The sequence below is a fragment of the Streptomyces scopuliridis genome, assembly GCF_042790125.1.
Lineage (GTDB): Bacteria > Actinomycetota > Actinomycetes > Streptomycetales > Streptomycetaceae > Streptomyces > Streptomyces scopuliridis_A.
In genome coordinates this window covers 175,395-192,754 of the sequence record NZ_JBHTZS010000010.1, presented here as the reverse complement: position 1 = coordinate 192,754, position 17,360 = coordinate 175,395, and the positions used below count along the sequence as shown (strand labels likewise).

The 17,360-nt window shown below is 71.6% G+C and carries 14 protein-coding genes and 1 pseudogene; 9 read left to right on the top strand and 6 right to left on the bottom strand.

Going from position 1 to position 17,360, the window contains the following annotated elements; translation table 11 throughout:
* Positions 1 to 7: 7 nt before the first annotated feature.
* From ACFRKB_RS18155 to ACFRKB_RS18130, 6 genes are all read right to left on the bottom strand, one after another.
* Entirely contained in the window at positions 8 to 718 is a 711-nt protein-coding gene (locus tag ACFRKB_RS18155) for a ferritin-like domain-containing protein (protein WP_383106866.1), read from the bottom strand.
* Positions 715 to 1,326, bottom strand: coding sequence for a ferritin-like domain-containing protein (locus ACFRKB_RS18150; RefSeq protein WP_383106865.1), 612 nt, complete (start codon positions 1,324 to 1,326; stop codon positions 715 to 717). The genes ACFRKB_RS18155 and ACFRKB_RS18150 overlap by 4 nt, the downstream gene beginning before the upstream one ends.
* Before the next feature lie 221 nt (positions 1,327 to 1,547).
* A complete protein-coding gene (locus tag ACFRKB_RS18145) occupies positions 1,548 to 2,489 on the bottom strand; it encodes a carbohydrate ABC transporter permease (RefSeq protein WP_383106863.1) in 942 nt (313 codons plus the stop codon).
* Complete coding sequence (locus ACFRKB_RS18140; protein WP_383106862.1) at positions 2,486 to 3,574, bottom strand: carbohydrate ABC transporter permease; 1,089 nt, start codon at positions 3,572 to 3,574, stop codon at positions 2,486 to 2,488. Before ACFRKB_RS18140 ends, ACFRKB_RS18145 begins: the two co-directional genes overlap by 4 nt.
* An 80-nt stretch (positions 3,575 to 3,654) precedes the next feature.
* Entirely contained in the window at positions 3,655 to 4,902 is a 1,248-nt protein-coding gene (locus tag ACFRKB_RS18135; RefSeq protein WP_383106861.1) for a sugar ABC transporter substrate-binding protein, read from the bottom strand.
* A 115-nt stretch (positions 4,903 to 5,017) separates the two neighbouring features.
* The gene (locus ACFRKB_RS18130) at positions 5,018 to 6,064 is read right to left on the bottom strand and encodes a LacI family DNA-binding transcriptional regulator (protein WP_383106860.1); all 1,047 of its coding nucleotides are present in this window, start codon (positions 6,062 to 6,064) and stop codon (positions 5,018 to 5,020) included.
* A gap of 155 nt (positions 6,065 to 6,219) precedes the next feature.
* Here ACFRKB_RS18130 and ACFRKB_RS18125 point away from each other — a divergent pair, with 155 nt between their 5' ends.
* The 9 genes and pseudogenes from ACFRKB_RS18125 to ACFRKB_RS18085 all read left to right on the top strand — a co-directional run bounded on the left by ACFRKB_RS18125 (position 6,220) and on the right by ACFRKB_RS18085 (position 17,315).
* Positions 6,220 to 8,313: an amylo-alpha-1,6-glucosidase gene (locus ACFRKB_RS18125; RefSeq protein WP_383106859.1), complete on the top strand. Its 2,094-nt coding sequence runs from the start codon at positions 6,220 to 6,222 to the stop codon at positions 8,311 to 8,313.
* Positions 8,314 to 8,582: 269 nt separating this feature from the next.
* Positions 8,583 to 8,984 carry a cell division protein SepF gene (locus ACFRKB_RS18120; RefSeq protein WP_383106858.1) on the top strand — a complete coding sequence of 134 codons (402 nt, stop codon included), beginning with the start codon at positions 8,583 to 8,585 and terminating at the stop codon, positions 8,982 to 8,984.
* 55 nt (positions 8,985 to 9,039) lie between these two features.
* Positions 9,040 to 10,185, top strand: a complete 1,146-nt coding sequence (locus tag ACFRKB_RS18115; RefSeq protein WP_383106857.1) for an AAA family ATPase — start codon at positions 9,040 to 9,042, stop codon at positions 10,183 to 10,185.
* Positions 10,182 to 10,532, top strand: a complete 351-nt coding sequence (locus ACFRKB_RS18110) for a nucleotide pyrophosphohydrolase (protein ID WP_365974277.1) — start codon at positions 10,182 to 10,184, stop codon at positions 10,530 to 10,532. The genes ACFRKB_RS18115 and ACFRKB_RS18110 overlap by 4 nt, the downstream gene beginning before the upstream one ends.
* A gap of 144 nt (positions 10,533 to 10,676) precedes the next feature.
* Positions 10,677 to 11,186: pseudogene (locus ACFRKB_RS18105) on the top strand (DUF6099 family protein); the annotation flags it as partial.
* A gap of 103 nt (positions 11,187 to 11,289) precedes the next feature.
* On the top strand, positions 11,290 to 12,213 hold the full coding sequence (locus ACFRKB_RS18100; protein ID WP_383106856.1) for an LLM class F420-dependent oxidoreductase: 924 nt from the start codon (positions 11,290 to 11,292) through the stop codon (positions 12,211 to 12,213).
* A 4-nt stretch (positions 12,214 to 12,217) separates the two neighbouring features.
* Positions 12,218 to 13,120 (top strand): homocysteine S-methyltransferase, encoded by a 903-nt coding sequence (mmuM, locus tag ACFRKB_RS18095; protein WP_383106855.1) that lies wholly within the window; start codon positions 12,218 to 12,220, stop codon positions 13,118 to 13,120.
* Positions 13,121 to 13,173: 53 nt separating this feature from the next.
* Entirely contained in the window at positions 13,174 to 14,724 is a 1,551-nt protein-coding gene (locus ACFRKB_RS18090; RefSeq protein ID WP_383106853.1) for a 3' terminal RNA ribose 2'-O-methyltransferase Hen1, read from the top strand.
* Positions 14,721 to 17,315 (top strand): polynucleotide kinase-phosphatase, encoded by a 2,595-nt coding sequence (locus tag ACFRKB_RS18085; protein WP_383106851.1) that lies wholly within the window; start codon positions 14,721 to 14,723, stop codon positions 17,313 to 17,315. Before ACFRKB_RS18090 ends, ACFRKB_RS18085 begins: the two co-directional genes overlap by 4 nt.
* Positions 17,316 to 17,360: the final 45 nt, after the last annotated feature.

Genomic DNA, 17,360 nt, shown 5'->3' with positions numbered 1-17,360 from the left:
CCGCCGCTCACACCGTCAGGAGACTCGGCCTGGCCGCCCGGTCGACGCGCAGGAACGCGTCCGGCGCCGGGTACTGGCCCAGGAGGAAGTGCAGGATCGAGGCGTGCATCGCCTCGACCGGCGCGATCGTGGCCGCCGTCTCGGTCTCCGAGGCGCCCTCCACGCTGTAGGTGGCCATCAGATAGGTCTGCGCGGCCTGTTCCTCCAGCCGCAGCGCGAGCGCGGCGGCGTCGGCCGCGCTGGTGGCCTTGGCCAGGGTGGCGGTGACCTCCCGCTGGTCGGAGAGCGGCACCCCCGTCAGGGCGGGCTTGCCGGCGCGGGTCAGGACGGCGTTCCACGCCTTGGCGTGGTCGGTGTGATGGGCCGCCGCCCGGGTGAGGAAGCTCGTGAGCGCGGGCGGTACGGTCCCGAGCCTGCCCGCCCTGGCCGCGGCGAGCGCCGACGTATAGACGCCCACGACCTGGTTCTCCAGCGCGACCGCCAGCGCGACCGTCCGCAGATCGCCGGGGTAGGAGACCCGGTGCGCGATCACGCTGGCCTGGTCGACGGGCGACCGCGCGGACAGGTCGTTCTCACCGGAACAGGCCGTCAGCAGGAACGCGGCCCCGGCGCCTCCCGCGCCCAGCAGGAATGTCCGGCGCCCCGGGCCGGGCGCGTCGGTCTCGTGGACAGGACCTGGGGGCGGCTCCCAGCCGCCTCGTCCGGGTACGGCACTCACCGCACGGCCCCTTCGGAGATCGGTGAGGCGTTGCCCGTCGGATAGAAGGAGTCGGGGAGTCCGGCCGTTCCGACGGCCGCGGGCAGCGCGGCGGCGTCCGTCGGGATCGCGATCAGATCGCTGCCGCCCGAGCCGAGCAGCGACCGGATGACCAGCAGGGTGGCGCGGTGCTGTGCCTCGACCGGGGCGACGGAGCCGAAGAGCCGGCGCAGTCGCGCGGTGCCGGCCAGGCCCACGTCCTTGGCGTACGTCTGCGCGGCCACGTCCTCCAGCGAGAGCGCGAGCGCGACCAGGTCCTCGGGGGTCCTGGCGGCCGGCAGTGCCCGCTGGACGACGGCCGCGTACTTCGGGTCGGTCCCGGTCTGCTGCTGCCCGCCGGCCTGGACGGCCGCCGTGTTGAAGGCCTTGGCGTGTTCCTCGTGGTGCAGGGTGGTCGTGGCGATGAACTCCTGGAGCGTCGCGTTGCCGTCCTTGATGAACGGCAGCGCGGCGGCGGTCCGGTAGACGCTCACCGCCAGGTTCTCCAGTGACGCCGCGGTCTGCAGCGCCATGATGTCGTCCCGTGCCGTGGGTTCCAGCAGCCGGGTGTCGATGTGCTCCGTGTCCATCACGCCCCCTCTGTCCTCGGCGCCCGCACCGCCGCGGGTGCTCTCTGTGTCACCGACACATTCGCGACGCGGGGGCCGCCGGACGGTGGGACATCCGCGAGGGTCCGGGGTGTTTCACCTCTTCGGCGCAGTACGCGACCGCCCCGTCGCCGTACCCGGCGACGGGGCGGTGCCGGAGCGGACTCCGGCGGTCTTTCCGCCGCTTTCCGACCGCTCCCCGACTACTCCTTGACCGCGCCCGAGTTGGCGCCGTTGACGAAGTAGCGCTGGAAGCAGAAGAACAGCGCGGCCACCGGCAGGGTGGAGAGCAGCGCCGCCGCCAGCTTCAGCGGATACTGCGTGCCACCGCCGAGACCGCCCGAGATGAAGCGGGCCAGACCCGTGGTGAGCGTCTCGTACTGACCGGACTGGGTGGCGACCAGGAAGTGCGTGAACTCGTTCCACGACCCCTGGAACGACAGGATCGTCAGCGTGATCAGCGCGGGCCTGGCCATCGGCAGGACGACGGACCAGAAGATCCGGAACACCCCCGCCCCGTCGACCCGCGCGGCCTCCTCGACCTCGCGCGGCACCGATTCGAAGAACTGCTTCATGATGAAGATGCCCGCCGCGTCCACCAGCAGCGGCAGGATCATGCCGGTGTACGTGTCGAAGATCCCGAAGGTGTTGAGCACCAGGAACTTCGGGATGAGCAGCGCCACCCCGGGCACCGCCATCACCGCGAGCACGAAGCCGAACAGCAGCGAGCGGCCCCGGAAACGCAGCCGCGCCAGCGCGTACCCGGCCATCGAGTTGAACAGCACCCGGCCGGTGGTCACGAGGACCGCGACCAGCGTCGAGTTGGAGAGCCAGCGCAGGAAGGGCACCCCGTCCACCGACTCGCTCAGCCCGAACAGCCGCTGGTAGGCAGCCGTCGTGGGAGTGGCCGGCACCAGGGAGAGAGGGTTCGCCGCCGCGTCCGGATCCGTCTTGAAACCGGTCACCAACTGGAGGAGGAACGGCAGCAGATAGAGCAGCGCCACCCCCACCACCAGGGAGTACCCCACCACCCGCCACGGGACCGCGAACCGTCCCAGCACCGGCGGACGGGCGGCGTTGCGCGCGGCGCGCCGGAGCCGGGCCCGCTCGACCCGGTCGCGTATCGCCGTACCACCGGCGCTCATCGCTTCCTCCCCTTACGAGCGCCGCGCTCCCGCAGGACCCAGCGCTGGAACGCGGTCAGACAGAGGATCAGGGCGAGCAGGACGAACGCGATCGCCGCGCCCTGGCCGAAGTCCGCGTTGTCGAAGCCCGCGGAGTACGACAGGAACGCGGGCGTGAGCGTCGTATTGCCCGGGGCGCCCTGGCCCATCACATACACCTGGTCGAAGACCTGCCAGGTGGCGATCAGCCCCAGCGTGAGCACCAGGAACAGCACGGGACGCAGGGCGGGCAGCGTCACGTACCGCAGCAGCTGACGGCGGTTGACCCCGTCCAGGGCGGCCGACTCCTCCAGCTCCCGGGGGATGTCCTGGAGCGCCGCGAGGAAGATCAGCATGAACGTGCCCGACGTCGTCCACACGGACAGCAGGATGATCGTGCACATCGCGACCGAGGGGCCGGACAGCCACTCGAACCACGAGAGCCCCATGAAGGAGTGGTCCGCCAGCATCCCGGAGGGCCGTTCGGGATCGACGATCCCGAAGCCGCCCAGGATCAGGGAGAGCACCCCTCGCGGGTCCGCGAACCAGTTCGGTCCCTTCACCCCGATCCAAGAAAGCAGGGAGTTGACGGCCCCGCTGCCCTGGAAGAGGAAGAGGAAGACCGTGGAGACGGCGATGGAGCTGGTGACCGACGGGAAGAAGAAGGTCGTACGCAGCGCACTGCGCGCCCGCAGCAGCTTCTGGTTGACGATCAGGGCCAGGCCCAGCGCCAGTCCGGTCTGCAGGGGAACGGTCAGCAGGACGTAGTAGGCGTTGTTGCGCAGGGCGGTCGCGAAGAGCGTGCGGTCGAGACCGTCCTGCGTGAACAGCGTCCGGTAGTTGTCCAGGCCCACGAAGTCGGCGTCGGCGCTGAACGGATTGGACTGTCCGTCCCAGTGCAGCAGGCTCACCCACAGCGCCATGAGGATGGGCAGCACCAGGAAGCATCCGAGGACCACCATCATGGGGCTGACGAACAGCCAGGCCCACACGGTTTCCCGGCGCTGGTCCCCGCGACGGCCCGCGCGCGGGGCGCGGGCGCGGGCCGTCGCGGTCGTACCGGTCACACCGGGCGTGTCAGGTTCGCCCGGTGTGCCGGTCGATCGGTGTGCGCGGTGTGCGCGCACAGTACGGAGGGGCATGGGGCTCAGTTGCCCTTCGCGATGGCCTGTTCGCCGTTGCGCTGGAGGTCGGCGAGGATCTTCTTCGGGTCGGCCGTGCGCAGCGACTGGAGGTCGGTGTTGAGCTGGCTCAGCACCTTGTCGAAGCCGGCGATCGTGACCGGGCCCTGCGCGTACGCGCTGCCGTCCACCCACGCCTTGGCCTGCGGCGTCCGCTCGGCGTACGTCGTGAGCGCGCTGGTCCGCGACGGCATGACACCGAACGCGTCGGCGAAGGCGAGCTGCTGGTCGGCCGAGGTCAGGTGCTTGACGAGGTCGACGGCTGCCGCCTGGTGGGTGCTCTCGGCGGCGACGCCCCAGCAGGTGCTGAAGGCGAGCGTGCCCTTGCCCTTCGGACCCGCCGGCAGCTCCGCGACGGCGTACTTCACATCCGGGTAGTCGAGCTTCATACCGCCGTCGAGCCAGTTGCCCTCGATGGTCATCGCGGCCTTGCCCTTGCCGAGCGCCTCGCCGCCCCAGCTGGTGTCCACCTGCTTGGCGAACTTCATCGAGCCCGACTTCAGCATCGACTGGACGAAGGAGAGACCCTCGGCGTTCTCCGGGGTGTCGGCGGTCATCTTCTTCTGGTCCGCGTCGGTGAGCCAGCCGCCCGCCTGCTTCATGAAGACGCCGAGGCGCTGGTACTCGTCGCTGGTCACCAGGCCGGTGACGCCGTTGGCGGTGAGCTTGTCCGCGACGCTCTGGAGCTCCTTCCAGGTCTTCGGGTAGTCCTTCTCCGTCAGCCCGGCCTTCTTCCACAGGTCGGTGTTGATGGCGAGACCGAGGGTGGAGGTGTCCTTGGGCAGGCACATCTGCTTCCCGCCGTACGAGAAGGACGTGAGCAGCTGCTCGGAGAAGTCCGAGGAGTCGGATATCTGGTCGCCGTACGGGTACAGCGAGCCGCCCTTGGAGTAGTTCGCGAACTGGTCGGAGTTGACGTAGAAGACGTCCGGCGGCTTGTGCCCGGCGAAGGACTGCGCCAGCTGCTGGTTCATGTCCTTGGCGACCTCGACGGTCACCGTGTTGCCGGACTTCTTCTCGTACGAGGCGGCGGCGGCCTTCACCGCCTGGGTCTCGGCGTCACCCGAGGTGGCGATCAGGACGGTCAGCTTCTGCTTCTCGGCCTTGTCCTGCGCCTGGTCCTTGCCACTGTCGAAGTTGGACGAGCAGCCTGTGGCGGCCAGGAGCGCCGCGCAGGTGACGAGTGCGGCGGCGGCGGCCGTGCGGGTGACCATGAATTCCTCCAGTAGAGATGAAAGAGATGAGACGTGCGGCTCAGTGGCCCGGGAAGGGCGTGCCGGGAATCGGTGGCCCGGGAGCGTTCCGCGCCCCGGGCGGTGGTGTGCGCGGTCAGCTTCCCGGTGCGGGTGTGCTGTCGCGGACGACAAGGGACGGTTCGAGCAGGACACGCTCGGGCGGGGCACCGGGCTCCGACATCCGGGCGAGCAGCAGCCGTACGCACTCGTGGCCGGCGGCCTCCAGCGGCTGGGCGACGGTGGACAGACCGGGCGAGAGCAGGGCCGCGGTGGGGGAGTCGTCGAAGCCGATGACGGCGACGTCCTTGCCCGGCGTGGCGTCGCGCTCGCGCAGCGCCTGGTAGCAGCCCAGCGCGAGCATGTCGCTGGCGGCGATCACGGCCGTCGCCCCCGTGTCGAGGAGGGGTGCCACGGCGGCCCGCGCGGATGCGGTGTCGTCGACGCTCTGCGCGCGCCGGCCGCGTACCGGCAGCCCGTTCCGGCGCATGGCGCGCTGCCAGCCCTCGGCACGGTCGTCACCGACTCCGGAGCCGCGCGGCCAGCCGAGGAACGCGATTCTGCGATGCCCCAGGGACACCAGATGCTCGACCGCGGCGTCCGTGCCCGAGGCACCGTCGACATCCGCCCAGTCGCCTATCTGCCGGCCCGACCACATCCGCCCGAAGCCCACGAAGGGTATGCCGCGCTTGGTCAGCCAGGCCTGACGGGGGTCGCCGCGGTCGGTGCCGCTGAGCACGAAACCGTCGACGCTGTGCAGATCGATCAGCTCCTCGTGCCCGTCCAGACTGGCATTGCCGGGCGGCGAGGCGAACAGCAGGATCCGGTAGCCGGCCTCGTCGGCCGCCTGGGACAGCGCGTGCAGGAAGCGGTCCATGACCGGCGCCGAGTGTCCCGGCGCGGGACGTATGCCGTAGCCGATGAGCTTGCTGGAGCGGGTACGCAGCGTCTGCGCCGCCCGGTGCGGGCGGTACCCCATCTCGTCGATGGTGCGCTGGACCCGCTCCAGCGTCTCGGAGCGCAGCAGTTCGGGCGAATTAAGGGCATTTGACACCGTCTGCGGAGAGACCCCGGCGCGCCGCGCGACCATGGCCAGTGTCACTGGACCGGCCTTGGGCGAGGGCGCGTTGGGGGAGCGGGGCATAGCTGTCTCCGGAACGGTTTGTGCGAAACGACGAGTTGATTGGAACGTTCAAATGCCATTGTCAACGAGCTGAAGTCGTCGTTAGGGTTCTTGGAACGCTCCAATGACTGAGAGGTTCTGCTCTGTTGTCCACTACTGTCAAGACCCACGACACTATGAACTCCGTCGCAGCGGCGGTCCCCTCGGCCGAGGGCCTCCAGCCGTTCCTGCACGACGCCTGTGTGACGCTGTACGCGCCGAGCTTCGCGATCTCCCACGCGGACGGACAGATGGCCAGTGGCGCCGAAGGCTTCTACCACGCCGACAGGAGAGCGCTGGCCCGGCTGACGGTCGAGGCCGACGGGATCGCCATCGCGCCGGTGCGCGGAGCCCTTGACGGTGCGGACCGGGCGGCCTTCCGCGGAGTGCTGCGCGGCCTCGGCGAGGACACCGCGGACCCGGCGGTCACCCTGCACCGCAAGCGGCGCGTCACCTCCGGGCGGCTGGAGGAGACCCTCGAAGTCTCCAACGCGGGACGGCAGAACGTCTCCGTCCGGCTGATCGTGACCGCCGCCACCGACCTCGCCGCGATGGAGCGCGTCAAGACCGGGCAGGCGCAGAGCCCGGTCCCCGCGACCGCCACCGCGGACGGACTCGACTGGTCCACGGGGGCGTTCGCCGTACGCCTGACCTCCACCCCGGCACCCGCCGCCGTCGACCCGGCGTCCGGGCGGCTGGCGTACGACATCGAGCTGGCACCGGCAGAGGTCTGGACCGCCGTGCTGCACTGTGACGCCGCGCACGAGGACGGCGACCAGTTCCCCGCCCCGACGGCGGACAGCGTGCCCTGGCGCACGCCGGTGCTGCGCAGCGCCGACCGGCGCTTCGACCACTGGCTCAGCCAGTCGGCCGCCGACCTCGACCGGCTGCGCCTGACCGACTCCGAGGAGCCCGCCGACCAGTTCCTGGCCGCCGGAGCCCCCTGGTTCCTCACGCTCTTCGGGCGCGACTCCCTGTGGGCGGCCCGGATGATGCTGCCGCTGGGGACCGAACTCGCCGCCGGTACGCTGCGTACGCTCGCGCGCCGCCAGGGCGTGAAGTCCGACCCGGGCACCGAGGAGCAGCCCGGCAAGATCCTGCACGAAGTGCGCCGTGGCACGCAGGACTTCCGCGAGGACTTCTCGCTGCCGCCGTCCTACTACGGCACGGTCGACGCCACCCCGCTGTGGATCACGCTGCTGCACGATGCCTGGCGCTGGGGGCTCGCCCCGGAGCAGGTCGAACAGCTGCTGCCGCACGCCGAGTCCGCCCTCGCCTGGATGCGCGACTACGGCGACGCCGGCGGCGACGGCTTCCTGAAGTACATCGACGGCACCGGCCGCGGCCTGGCCAACCAGGGCTGGAAGGACTCCGGCGACGCGATCCGGCACCGCGACGGACGCCTCGCCGCCTCCCCGATCGCGCTCTGCGAGGTCCAGGCGTACGCCTACGAGGCGGCCCGCGGCGGCGCCGCGCTGCTGCGCGCCTTCGGCCGGCCCGGCGCCGACGACTGGGAGGAGTGGGCCGAGCGGCTCTCCGACCGGTTCCGCAGGCACTTCTGGGTGGAGGACGAGCGCGGCGCCTACCCGGCCGTCGCCCTCGACCGGGACCAGCGGCCGGTGGACTCGGTCACCTCGGGCTTCGGCCATCTGCTGGGCACGGGCCTGCTCAACCACGAGGAGAGCGCCCTGCTGGCCGCCCGGCTCAGCGCGCCCGACCTCGACTCGGGCCACGGGCTGCGCACCCTGAGCAGCGACTCCGTGGGGTACAACCCGTACGGCTACCACATCGGTTCCATCTGGCCGCACGACACCGCGATCGCGGTGCACGGGCTGACCAGGGCGGGTTTCCCGGACGCGGCGGCGGGGCTGGCGGCGGGGCTGCTGACCGCCTCCACGGGCTTCGACGCCCGGCTGCCGGAGCTGTTCGCCGGCCATGGCGCGGCGACCGACGCGCTGCCCTCGCCCTACCCGGCGTCCTGCCGGCCGCAGGCGTGGGCCGCCGCCTCGTCCGTCGTGGTCCTCCAGTCCGCGCTGGGGCTCTCGGCCGACGTCCCCGGCGGCACCCTGACCGTCGCGCCCGCGTTCGCCGAGGCGTACCGGCCGCTGAAGGTGGAGGGCCTCGATGTCGCGGGCGGGCGCCTGGACATCTCCGTGGATGCCGACGGTACGGCGCACATCGAGGCGCCGGCGGGCCTGGAGGTGAAGAGGGAGTTCGTGACGCCCCGTTGAGGTCATGGACGCGCGGTGTGAGGATGGGGCCCCGGTGAGACGGACTCACCCGTCCTGGGGGCGGGGTCCCTTCGGCGTCTCCGGCGATTCCGGTGGCTCCGGCGGCGGTTTCCGGCGTCTCCGGCGGCGGTTCGGCGGCGCTCCGGCGGTGGTTTCCGGTCATGGCCGGCGAAGTCGGTCCTCTGCCGGGCCGTGTCGCTGTTGGGCCGAACGGGTGAGGCGCGGGAGGATGGCCGAATGCAGACAGAGTGCACGGGCGGGGTGGTCGGATGAGCCGCTACGGCAGGTACGGATACGACGCCACCGATGAGCAGTGGGAGGGCCTGGCCCAGGTCGTTCCGCTGCGCGGCCGCAACGAGTGGCCCTCGCGGGTCGATCACCGCACCGTCCCCCAGGACTTCACAGCGGAGAACCGGCGCTTCATCGTGCTGCGCGTACAGGTGTTCGCGGACGCGCGGGAGGTCGCCGACCATCTGATCGCGCGGATTCCGGTGCTGCTGGATCTGACCGGCGCGGAGCCCGAGGTGGCCAAACGCATCCTGGACTTCAGCAGCGGGGTCGTCTTCGGGCTCGGCAGCGGGATGCACCGCGTCGACAAGAACGTCTTCCTGCTGGCCCCGATCGGCACGGAGGTCGAGGGGATCGCGGCCGACGCCGTCCCCCGATCGTAGGAAGGTGCCCAAGGCGTAACGGTTCGGCAGCTTTCGCGCCGCATACCGTCCGGCCATGGAAGCAACCCCCGCGCGTCCCACCCTCACCGAACTGCGGCTCTCCGCCTTCACCTCGCACCGCGGAGCGGCTTTTCCCCTGGGCCCCATGACGCTGTTCACCGGAGCGAGCGGCAGCGGGAAGTCCACGGCGCTGCGGGCCTACGAGTCGCTCGCCAGGCTCGGCGCGGGCGCACCGCTCGCCGATGTCTTCCCGGATCCGGTCGCCTGCGTTCCCGAACGGGCCGCGCCCGACGCCCAGGGGCGGCGCGGCTTCCGGATCGGCTGCACCGTCGACGGCCCGGTCGGTCCCGTACGGCTCGATCTCGCCGTCCAGGCCGAGCCCGAACTCCGCATCGTCGGCGAACGGCTGACCGGCCGCGGGCAGACGCTGCTCACCACGGCGCTGCGCGACCCGGGGCGGCCCACCGTCCAGGCGGCCTGGCACACGGCGGGAGCCGTGCCGGTGACCCGGGCCCCGCTGCCCGACGACCGGCTCGGCACGGCGCTGCTCCCGCTGCGGGTGGGGGGCCGTACGGCGGGTGAGTCGCTGGTGCTCGCCGCCGCCGAACAGACCGTGCTGGCTCTGCGGTCCGTCTTCGTCTGCGACCCGCAGCCCCAGCTCATGCGGCATCCGGTGGCCGCCGGACAGGGGCGGCTGCGCCGTGGCTGCGAGAATCTGGCGGCGGTGCTCGACCGGACGCTGGACCGCTCGCGCGACGGCTGTGCCCGACGGCGGGCCCGGCTGGCCGCGGCGGCGCGGGCCGGATGCGCGGGGCCGGTGACCGAACTCGCCGTGGAGCAGCTGGCCGACGGCACGGTACGCGCGCTGCTCGCCCGGGACACCTCGGGCGCCCGGGCGGCCACTCCCGTCGGCCGGCTCGGCGAGGGCGAACTGCGCTATCTGGCGCTCGCGCTCGTACTGCTCACCGGTCCTGGCGTACTGGCCGCGGACCAGTCCCCAGAGGTGTCTCCGTCGCTGCGGTCGCTCACCGTCCTCGCGGACGGATTCGACCGCAGCCTGGACCGGCGGCAGGCGCGCGAACTCATCTCGCTGGCGTCGGCGGTCTGCGCTGAGGGGCGGATCGGACTGGTCGGGGCGGTCGGTGACGCCTCCTGCGCGCGGGGGGCCGGTGGGGTGACGGTGGTAGACCTGGACCCGTGACGGAACTCGATGTAGCGGGAATGCAGCGCAGGCTGGCGCGGTTCGCGGCGGCGCGCGACTGGGAGCAGTACCACACCCCCAAGAATCTGGTGGCGGCGCTGAGCGTCGAGGCGTCGGAACTGCTGGAGATCTTCCAGTGGTTGACGCCCGAGCAGTCGGCGCGGGTGATGGAGGACCCGGAGTCGGCCCACCGGGTCTCGGACGAGGTCGCGGATGTGCTCGCCTATCTGCTCCAGTTCTGTGAGGTGCTGGGGATCGACCCGCTCGCGGCGCTCGCCGCCAAGATGGACCGGAATGAGGTCCGCTACCCGCCCAAGCGACCGACGGATGGCCGCGATTCGCCCTGATCGTCACTCTACGGAGTGGCCACGTTATGCACAACGAGCCTGCTGTCCAGAGATTTCCGCATTGCTCTGGCCTTTCCGTCGCCAATACCTCACTCTGGGTAGTGGAGTGCGTGGGCAGGATTGTCGTACGAACGGGGGCTGCGGATGGATGCGGAACGGCTCATCGGAGTGAGTCGGCATGCCCTGGCCGAGAGCACGGACGAGTGGGACGTCATCGCGGAGGCCTGGCAGGCGCAGAGCCTCGCCCAGGCGATCGGCGTCCAGTTGGCGTTGAACGGACCGAAGGAGCTGAAGAGCGACGCCCGGGAGCTGGCCGAGGGGGGCGGGCGCGACTGCGGACCACCGTACGGACCGCCCGACGGGCTGTCGGGGTTACCGGACCGTCCGGGGCCCCGCATCGGTCGCGTCCGGGCCGGACAGCTCTCCGGGGTGGCCGACATCCGGGCGGCCCTGACCGGGCTGGGCGCGCTGCTGGGCGAGGTCGGGATCGCGCTGGTGGCGGTGGCGTGTGCTACGGACGAGGAGGGGCTCTACTGGCAGTGCATCGACGCGATCGACGCGGCGGACGAGGCCGGCGACCGGGTGGGCGTGATGCTGCGCCGGCTCGTGGCGCGGGACCGTGAGCGGGAGCGGGAGTGGGCGCGCCAGCGCGAGGAGCGGCAGCTGGGGCTGGAGTGGCAGCGGCAGAGGGAGCGCGAGAACAGGATCGGCCGGGACGGCAGAGGGGAGCCCTGCCCCAAGGTGCAGGATGGAGGACATGGATCTTCGAATCTTCACCGAGCCCCAGCAAGGGGCGAGCTACGAGACACTGCTGACCGTGGCCAGGGCCTCCGAGGACCTGGGCTTTGACGCGTTCTTCCGGTCCGACCACTATCTGAGGATGGGGTCGGCCGACGGGCTTCCCGGGCCGACGGACGCCTGGATCACCCTGGCGGGGCTGGCCAGGGAGACCAAGCGGATCCGCCTCGGCACGCTGATGACGGCCGGTACGTTCCGGCTGCCGGGCGTGCTGGCCATCCAGGTCGCCCAGGTGGACCAGATGTCCGGCGGCCGGATCGAACTGGGCCTGGGCGCGGGCTGGTTCGAGGAGGAGCACCACGCGTACGGGATCCCGTTCCCCAAGGAGAGGTTCGCCCGGCTGGAAGAACAGCTGGCGATCGTGACCGGCCTCTGGGCCACGGAGACCGGCCGGACCTTCTCCTATGACGGCACGTACTACCAGCTGACCGACTCACCCGCGCTGCCGAAGCCCGCGCAGAGCAGGGTGCCGGTCCTGATCGGCGGACACGGCGCGAAGCGCACACCGCGGCTGGCCGCCCAGTACGCGGACGAGTTCAATATCCCGTTCGCCTCCATCGAGGACACCGAGCGGCAGTTCGGCCGGGTACGGGCCGCGGCCGAGGCCGTGGGGCGCAAGCCGGACGATCTGGTGTACTCGAACACGCTGATCGTGTGTGTCGGCAAGGACGACGCGGAGGTGGCCCGCCGGGCCGCCTCCATCGGACGGGAGGTGGCGGAGCTGAAGGTCAACGGGCTCGCGGGCACGCCCGACGAGGTGGTCGAGAAGATCGGCCGCTATGGCGCCGTCGGCGCGTCGCGGATCTATCTCCAGGTGATGGATCTGGACGACCTCGACCATCTGGAGCTGATCTCCTCGCAGGTCCAGTCCCAGCTGAGGTAGCACCGTGAAACCCACCCGCACACTCGCCGCCGCGCTCGCCGGGGGGACGGTCGTTCTCGACGGCGGTCTCTCCAACCAGCTCGCCGCGCAGGGCTGCGATCTGACCGACAGCCTCTGGTCGGCGCGGCTTCTCGCCGACGGCCCGGAGCAGATCGAGGCGGCCCACGCGGCGTATGTCCGGGCGGGCGCGCGGGTGTTGATCACCTCCAGTTATCAGGCGACGTACGAGGGTTTCGCGCGACGCGGGGTGTCGCGTGACGCGGCGAGCGCGCTGCTGGTCCGCGCTGTGGAGCTGGCGCGCCGGGCGGGAGCGGCGGAGCGGGACGAGGTGTGGGTGGCGGCCTCGGTCGGTCCGTACGGCGCGATGCTCGCGGACGGCAGTGAGTACCGGGGCCGGTACGGACTGTCGGTGCGGGAGCTGGAGCGGTTCCACCGGCCGAGGATCGAGACCCTCGCCTCGGCCGGTCCGGACGCGCTCGCGCTGGAGACCGTCCCGGACACCGACGAGGCGGAGGCGCTGCTGCGGGCCGCCGCCGGCTGCGGGGTGCCGGTCTGGCTCTCGTACTCCATCGACGGCGAGCGCACCCGGGCCGGGCAGCCGCTCGCCGACGCCTTCGCCCTGGCCGCGGGCGAGGAGCAGGTGATCGCCGTCGGGATCAACTGCTGTGCGCCGGCGGACGCGGACCGCGCGGTCGGGCTGGCCGCCTCGGTGACCGGCAAGCCGGTCGTCGTCTATCCGAACAGCGGGGAGGGCTGGGACGCGGGGGCGCGGAGATGGCGCGGCGACGCCACCTTCGATGCGTCCAGGGTGCGGTCCTGGCAGGCGGCGGGGGCGCGGCTCGTCGGTGGCTGCTGCCGGGTCGGGCCGGAGCGGATCGCCGAGCTGAGCGCGCTGACCGAGCGCTGAGTTATCGGGAAAACCCCTGGTCGTGGTGGATCCGGCGGGCAATACTCGGTCAGGTGTTCCTCACGATCAGTACGACCGGCACCCCGGAGCGTCCCGCGACCGACCTCGGATTCCTGCTGCACAAGCATCCCGACCGGGCGCAGACGTTCTCCACGTCGCATGGCACCGCCCATGTGCTCTATCCCGAGGCGTCCACCGAACGCTGTACGGCGGCCCTGCTGCTGGAGATCGATCCGGTGGCGCTGGTGCGACGGACCAAGGGGAAGGGCCGGGGCGGCGCCCCCGACGCGGCCCTCGCGCGGTATGTCAACGACCGCCCCTACGCCGCGTCCTCACTGCTCGCGGTCGCGCTGAGCACCGTCTTCAAGAGTGCCCTGCGCGGTGTGTGCGCCGCGCTCCCGGAGCGGGCCGCGAGCCCGCTGCCGCTGCGGATCGAGATCCCGGCGGTGCCCGCGCGCGGCGGAGCCGAGCTGGTCCGGGCGCTCTTCGGACCGCTGGGCTGGGCCTCGGTACAGGCGGAGCCGGTGCCGCTGGACGAGGGCTTCCCGCAGTGGGGCGATTCGCGCTATGTGCAGCTCGTCCTGGAGGGCGAGCTGCGGCTCGCCGACGCGCTGCGCCACCTCTACATCCTGCTGCCGGTGCTCGATGACGCGAAGCACTACTGGGTCGCGCCCGACGAGGTGGACAAGCTGCTGCGGGCGGGCGACGGCTGGCTGGCCGAGCACCCCGAGCAGAAGCTGATCACCAGCCGCTATCTGGCCCGTCGCTGGGGGCTGACCCGGCAGGCCATGGAGCGGCTTGAGCTGGTCAGGCTCGCCGAGGCCGACGACATCGAGGTCGAGGCGATCGACAACGCGGTCGAGGAGACCCCCGAAGGCCCGGAAAGCGGCGCGGGCGCCGAGAGCGCCGAGGGTGTTGACGGCGTTGAGGGCGCGGAAGGTGCCGAGGACGCGCGGTCCACGGAGGTCTCGCTCGCCGTCCGGCGACGCGAGGCGATCCTCACCGCCCTGCGCGACGCCGGCGCGAGCTCGGTGCTCGACCTGGGCTGTGGCCAGGGCCAGTTGGTGCAGGCGTTGCTGAAGGACGCGCGCTTCCGGCGCGTCGTCGGTGTGGACGTGTCCGTACGGGCGCTCACGATCGCCTCGCGACGGCTCAAGCTCGACCGGTTGAGCGAGCGCCAGGCCGACCGCGTCACGCTCACACAGGGCGCGCTCACGTACACCGACAAGCGGCTGAAGGGATACGACGCCGCCGTGCTGAGCGAGGTCATCGAGCATCTCGACCCGCCCCGGCTGCCCGCGCTGGAGTACGCGGTCTTCGGCTCGGCCCGCCCCGGGACCGTCATCGTGACCACGCCCAATGTCGAGTACAACGTGCGCTGGGAGACGCTTCCCGCCGGCCACGTACGCCATGGCGACCACCGCTTCGAGTGGACCCGCGCGGAGTTCCGCGGCTGGGCCGAGGAGGTGGGACGGTGCCATGGCTACGAGGTGGCGTACCGGCCGGTCGGCCCCGATGATCCCGAGGTGGGACCGCCCACGCAGATGGCGGTGTTCACCGTCACCGACCCGCTGACCACACAGAAGGAGGAGAAGGCCGCATGACCGGCACCAGTACCAGCACCACCACCACCGCCAACACCAGCACCACTGCCACCGACGGCGCCGCGGCCCGGCGCCCCCTGCCCGTGCCCGATCTCTCCCTCGTGGTGCTGATCGGCGCCACCGGCTCCGGCAAGTCCACCTTCGCCCGAAGCCGGTTCAAGCCCACCGAGGTCGTCTCCTCCGACTTCTGCCGCGGTCTCGTCTCGGACGACGAGAACGACCAGAGCGCCACCGGCGACGCCTTCGACGTACTCCACTACATCGTCGGCAAGCGGCTCGCGGCCGGCCGGCTCACGGTCGTGGACGCCACCAACGTCCAGCCCGAGAGCCGCAAGCGGCTGGTGCGACTCGCCCGCGAGCATGACGTACTGCCCGTCGCGATAGTCCTCGACCTGCCCGAGGAGGTGTGCGCCGCGCGCAACGCCGGCCGCCCCGACCGGGCCGGGATGCCCCGCCATGTGATCAAGCGGCACCGCGGTGAACTGCGCCGCTCGCTGCGCGGTCTGGAGCGCGAGGGCTTCCGCAAGGTGCATATCCTGCGCGGCGAGCGGGAAGTGGAGAGCGCCGAGATCGTTCTCGAACGCCGCTACAACGATCTCGCCCATCTCACCGGCCCCTTCGACATCATCGGAGACATCCACGGCTGCCGCTCCGAGCTGGAGACCCTGCTCGGCAAGCTCGGCTACGAGGACGGCGCGCACCCCGAGGGCCGTACGGCCGTCTTCGTCGGCGACCTCGTCGACCGCGGCCCCGACAGCCCCGGGGTACTGCGCCGCGTGATGGGCATGGTCGCGGCGGGCACCGCCCTGTGTGTGCCCGGCAACCATGAGAACAAGCTCGCCCGCTGGCTGAAGGGAAAGAAGGTCCAGCACACCCACGGACTCGCCGAGACCATCGAGCAGCTGGAACGCGAGGACGACGCGTTCCGCACCCAGGTGCGGGAGTTCATCGAGGGCCTGGTCAGCCACTACGTCCTGGACGGCGGCAAGCTGGTCGTCTGTCACGCCGGGCTGCCCGAGAAGTACCACGGCCGCACCTCGGGCCGGGTCCGCTCCCATGCGCTGTATGGCGACACCACAGGGGAGACGGACGAGTTCGGTCTGCCCGTGCGCTACCCATGGGCCGAGGAGTACCGGGGCCGGGCGGCTGTGGTGTACGGCCATACCCCCGTACCGAAGACCTCATGGATCAACAACACCCTCTGCCTGGACACCGGAGCGGTCTTCGGCGGCGGGATGACCGCGCTGCGCTGGCCCGAGCGCGAGATCGTCGACATACCGGCCGAGCGGGTCTGGTACGAGCCGGCCAGACCGCTCGTCACGGAGGCGCCCGGCGGCAGGGAGGCCCGCCCGCTGGACCTCGCGGATGTGCGGGGCAAGCGGATCGTGGAGACCCGCCATATGGCACGGCTCGCGGTACGTGAGGAGAACGCGGCGGCGGCCCTGGAGGTGATGAGCCGGTTCGCGGTCGACCCGCGGCTGCTCGCCTATCTCCCGCCCACCATGGCGCCCACCGCCACCTCGGAGCGGGACGGCTATCTGGAGCACCCGGCCGAGGCGTTCGCGCAGTACCGGGCGGACGGCGTCGGACAGGTCGTGTGCGAGGAGAAGCACATGGGTTCGCGCGCGGTCGCGCTGGTCTGCCGTGACGCGGCGGCGGCGCGCGAACGCTTCGGCGTGACCGGCCCGACCGGCGCGCTGCACACCCGTACCGGCAGGCCCTTCTTCGACGACGAGGCCGTCACCGAGGAGATCCTGGACCGGCTGCGCACCGCCGTCACCGCTGCCGGGCTGTGGCGGGAACTCGACACCGACTGGGTGCTGCTGGACGCCGAGCTGATGCCGTGGTCGCTGAAGGCCACCGGTCTGCTGCGCACCCAGTACGCCGCGGTGGGCGCCGCCGCCGGGGCGGCTTTCCCCGCCGTCACGAAGGCGCTCGAAGCCGCCGCGTCCCGGGGCGTCGAGACCGCGGGACTGCTCGCCACCCAGCGTGAACGCGCCGCCGACGCCGCCGCGTTCACCGAGGCGTACCGGCGCTACTGCTGGCCGACGGAGGGGCTGGCGGGCGTGCGCCTGGCACCGTTCCAGCTGCTCGCCGTCCAGGGCCGCAACCTCGCCGGAGTCCCGCACGACCAGCAGCTGGCCTGGCTGGACCGGCTGGTCGAGCACGACCCGACCGGTCTGCTCCAGGTCACCCGCCGGCTGATCGTGGACACCGGCGACGAGGAGTCGGTGCGCGGCGGAGTCGACTGGTGGCTGGAGATGACCGGACGTGGCGGCGAGGGCATGGTCGTCAAGCCGCTCCAGGCGCTCGTACGGGACGGCAAGGACCGGCTCGTGCAGCCGGGCGTCAAGGTACGGGGCCGGGAGTATCTGCGGATCATCTACGGTCCCGAGTACACCCGCCCGGACAATCTCCAGCGGCTGCGCGACCGCTTCCTCGGCCACAAGCGCTCGCTGGCGCTGCGGGAGTACGCCCTCGGTCTGGAGGCCCTGGACCGGCTGGCGGACGGCGAACCGCTGTGGCGGGTCCATGAGGCGGTCTTCGCGGTACTGGCCCTGGAGTCGGAACCGGTCGACCCCCGGCTCTGACGGCCAACTCCGTCGTTCGCCGCGTCAACCGCGCTCCATGCGGTG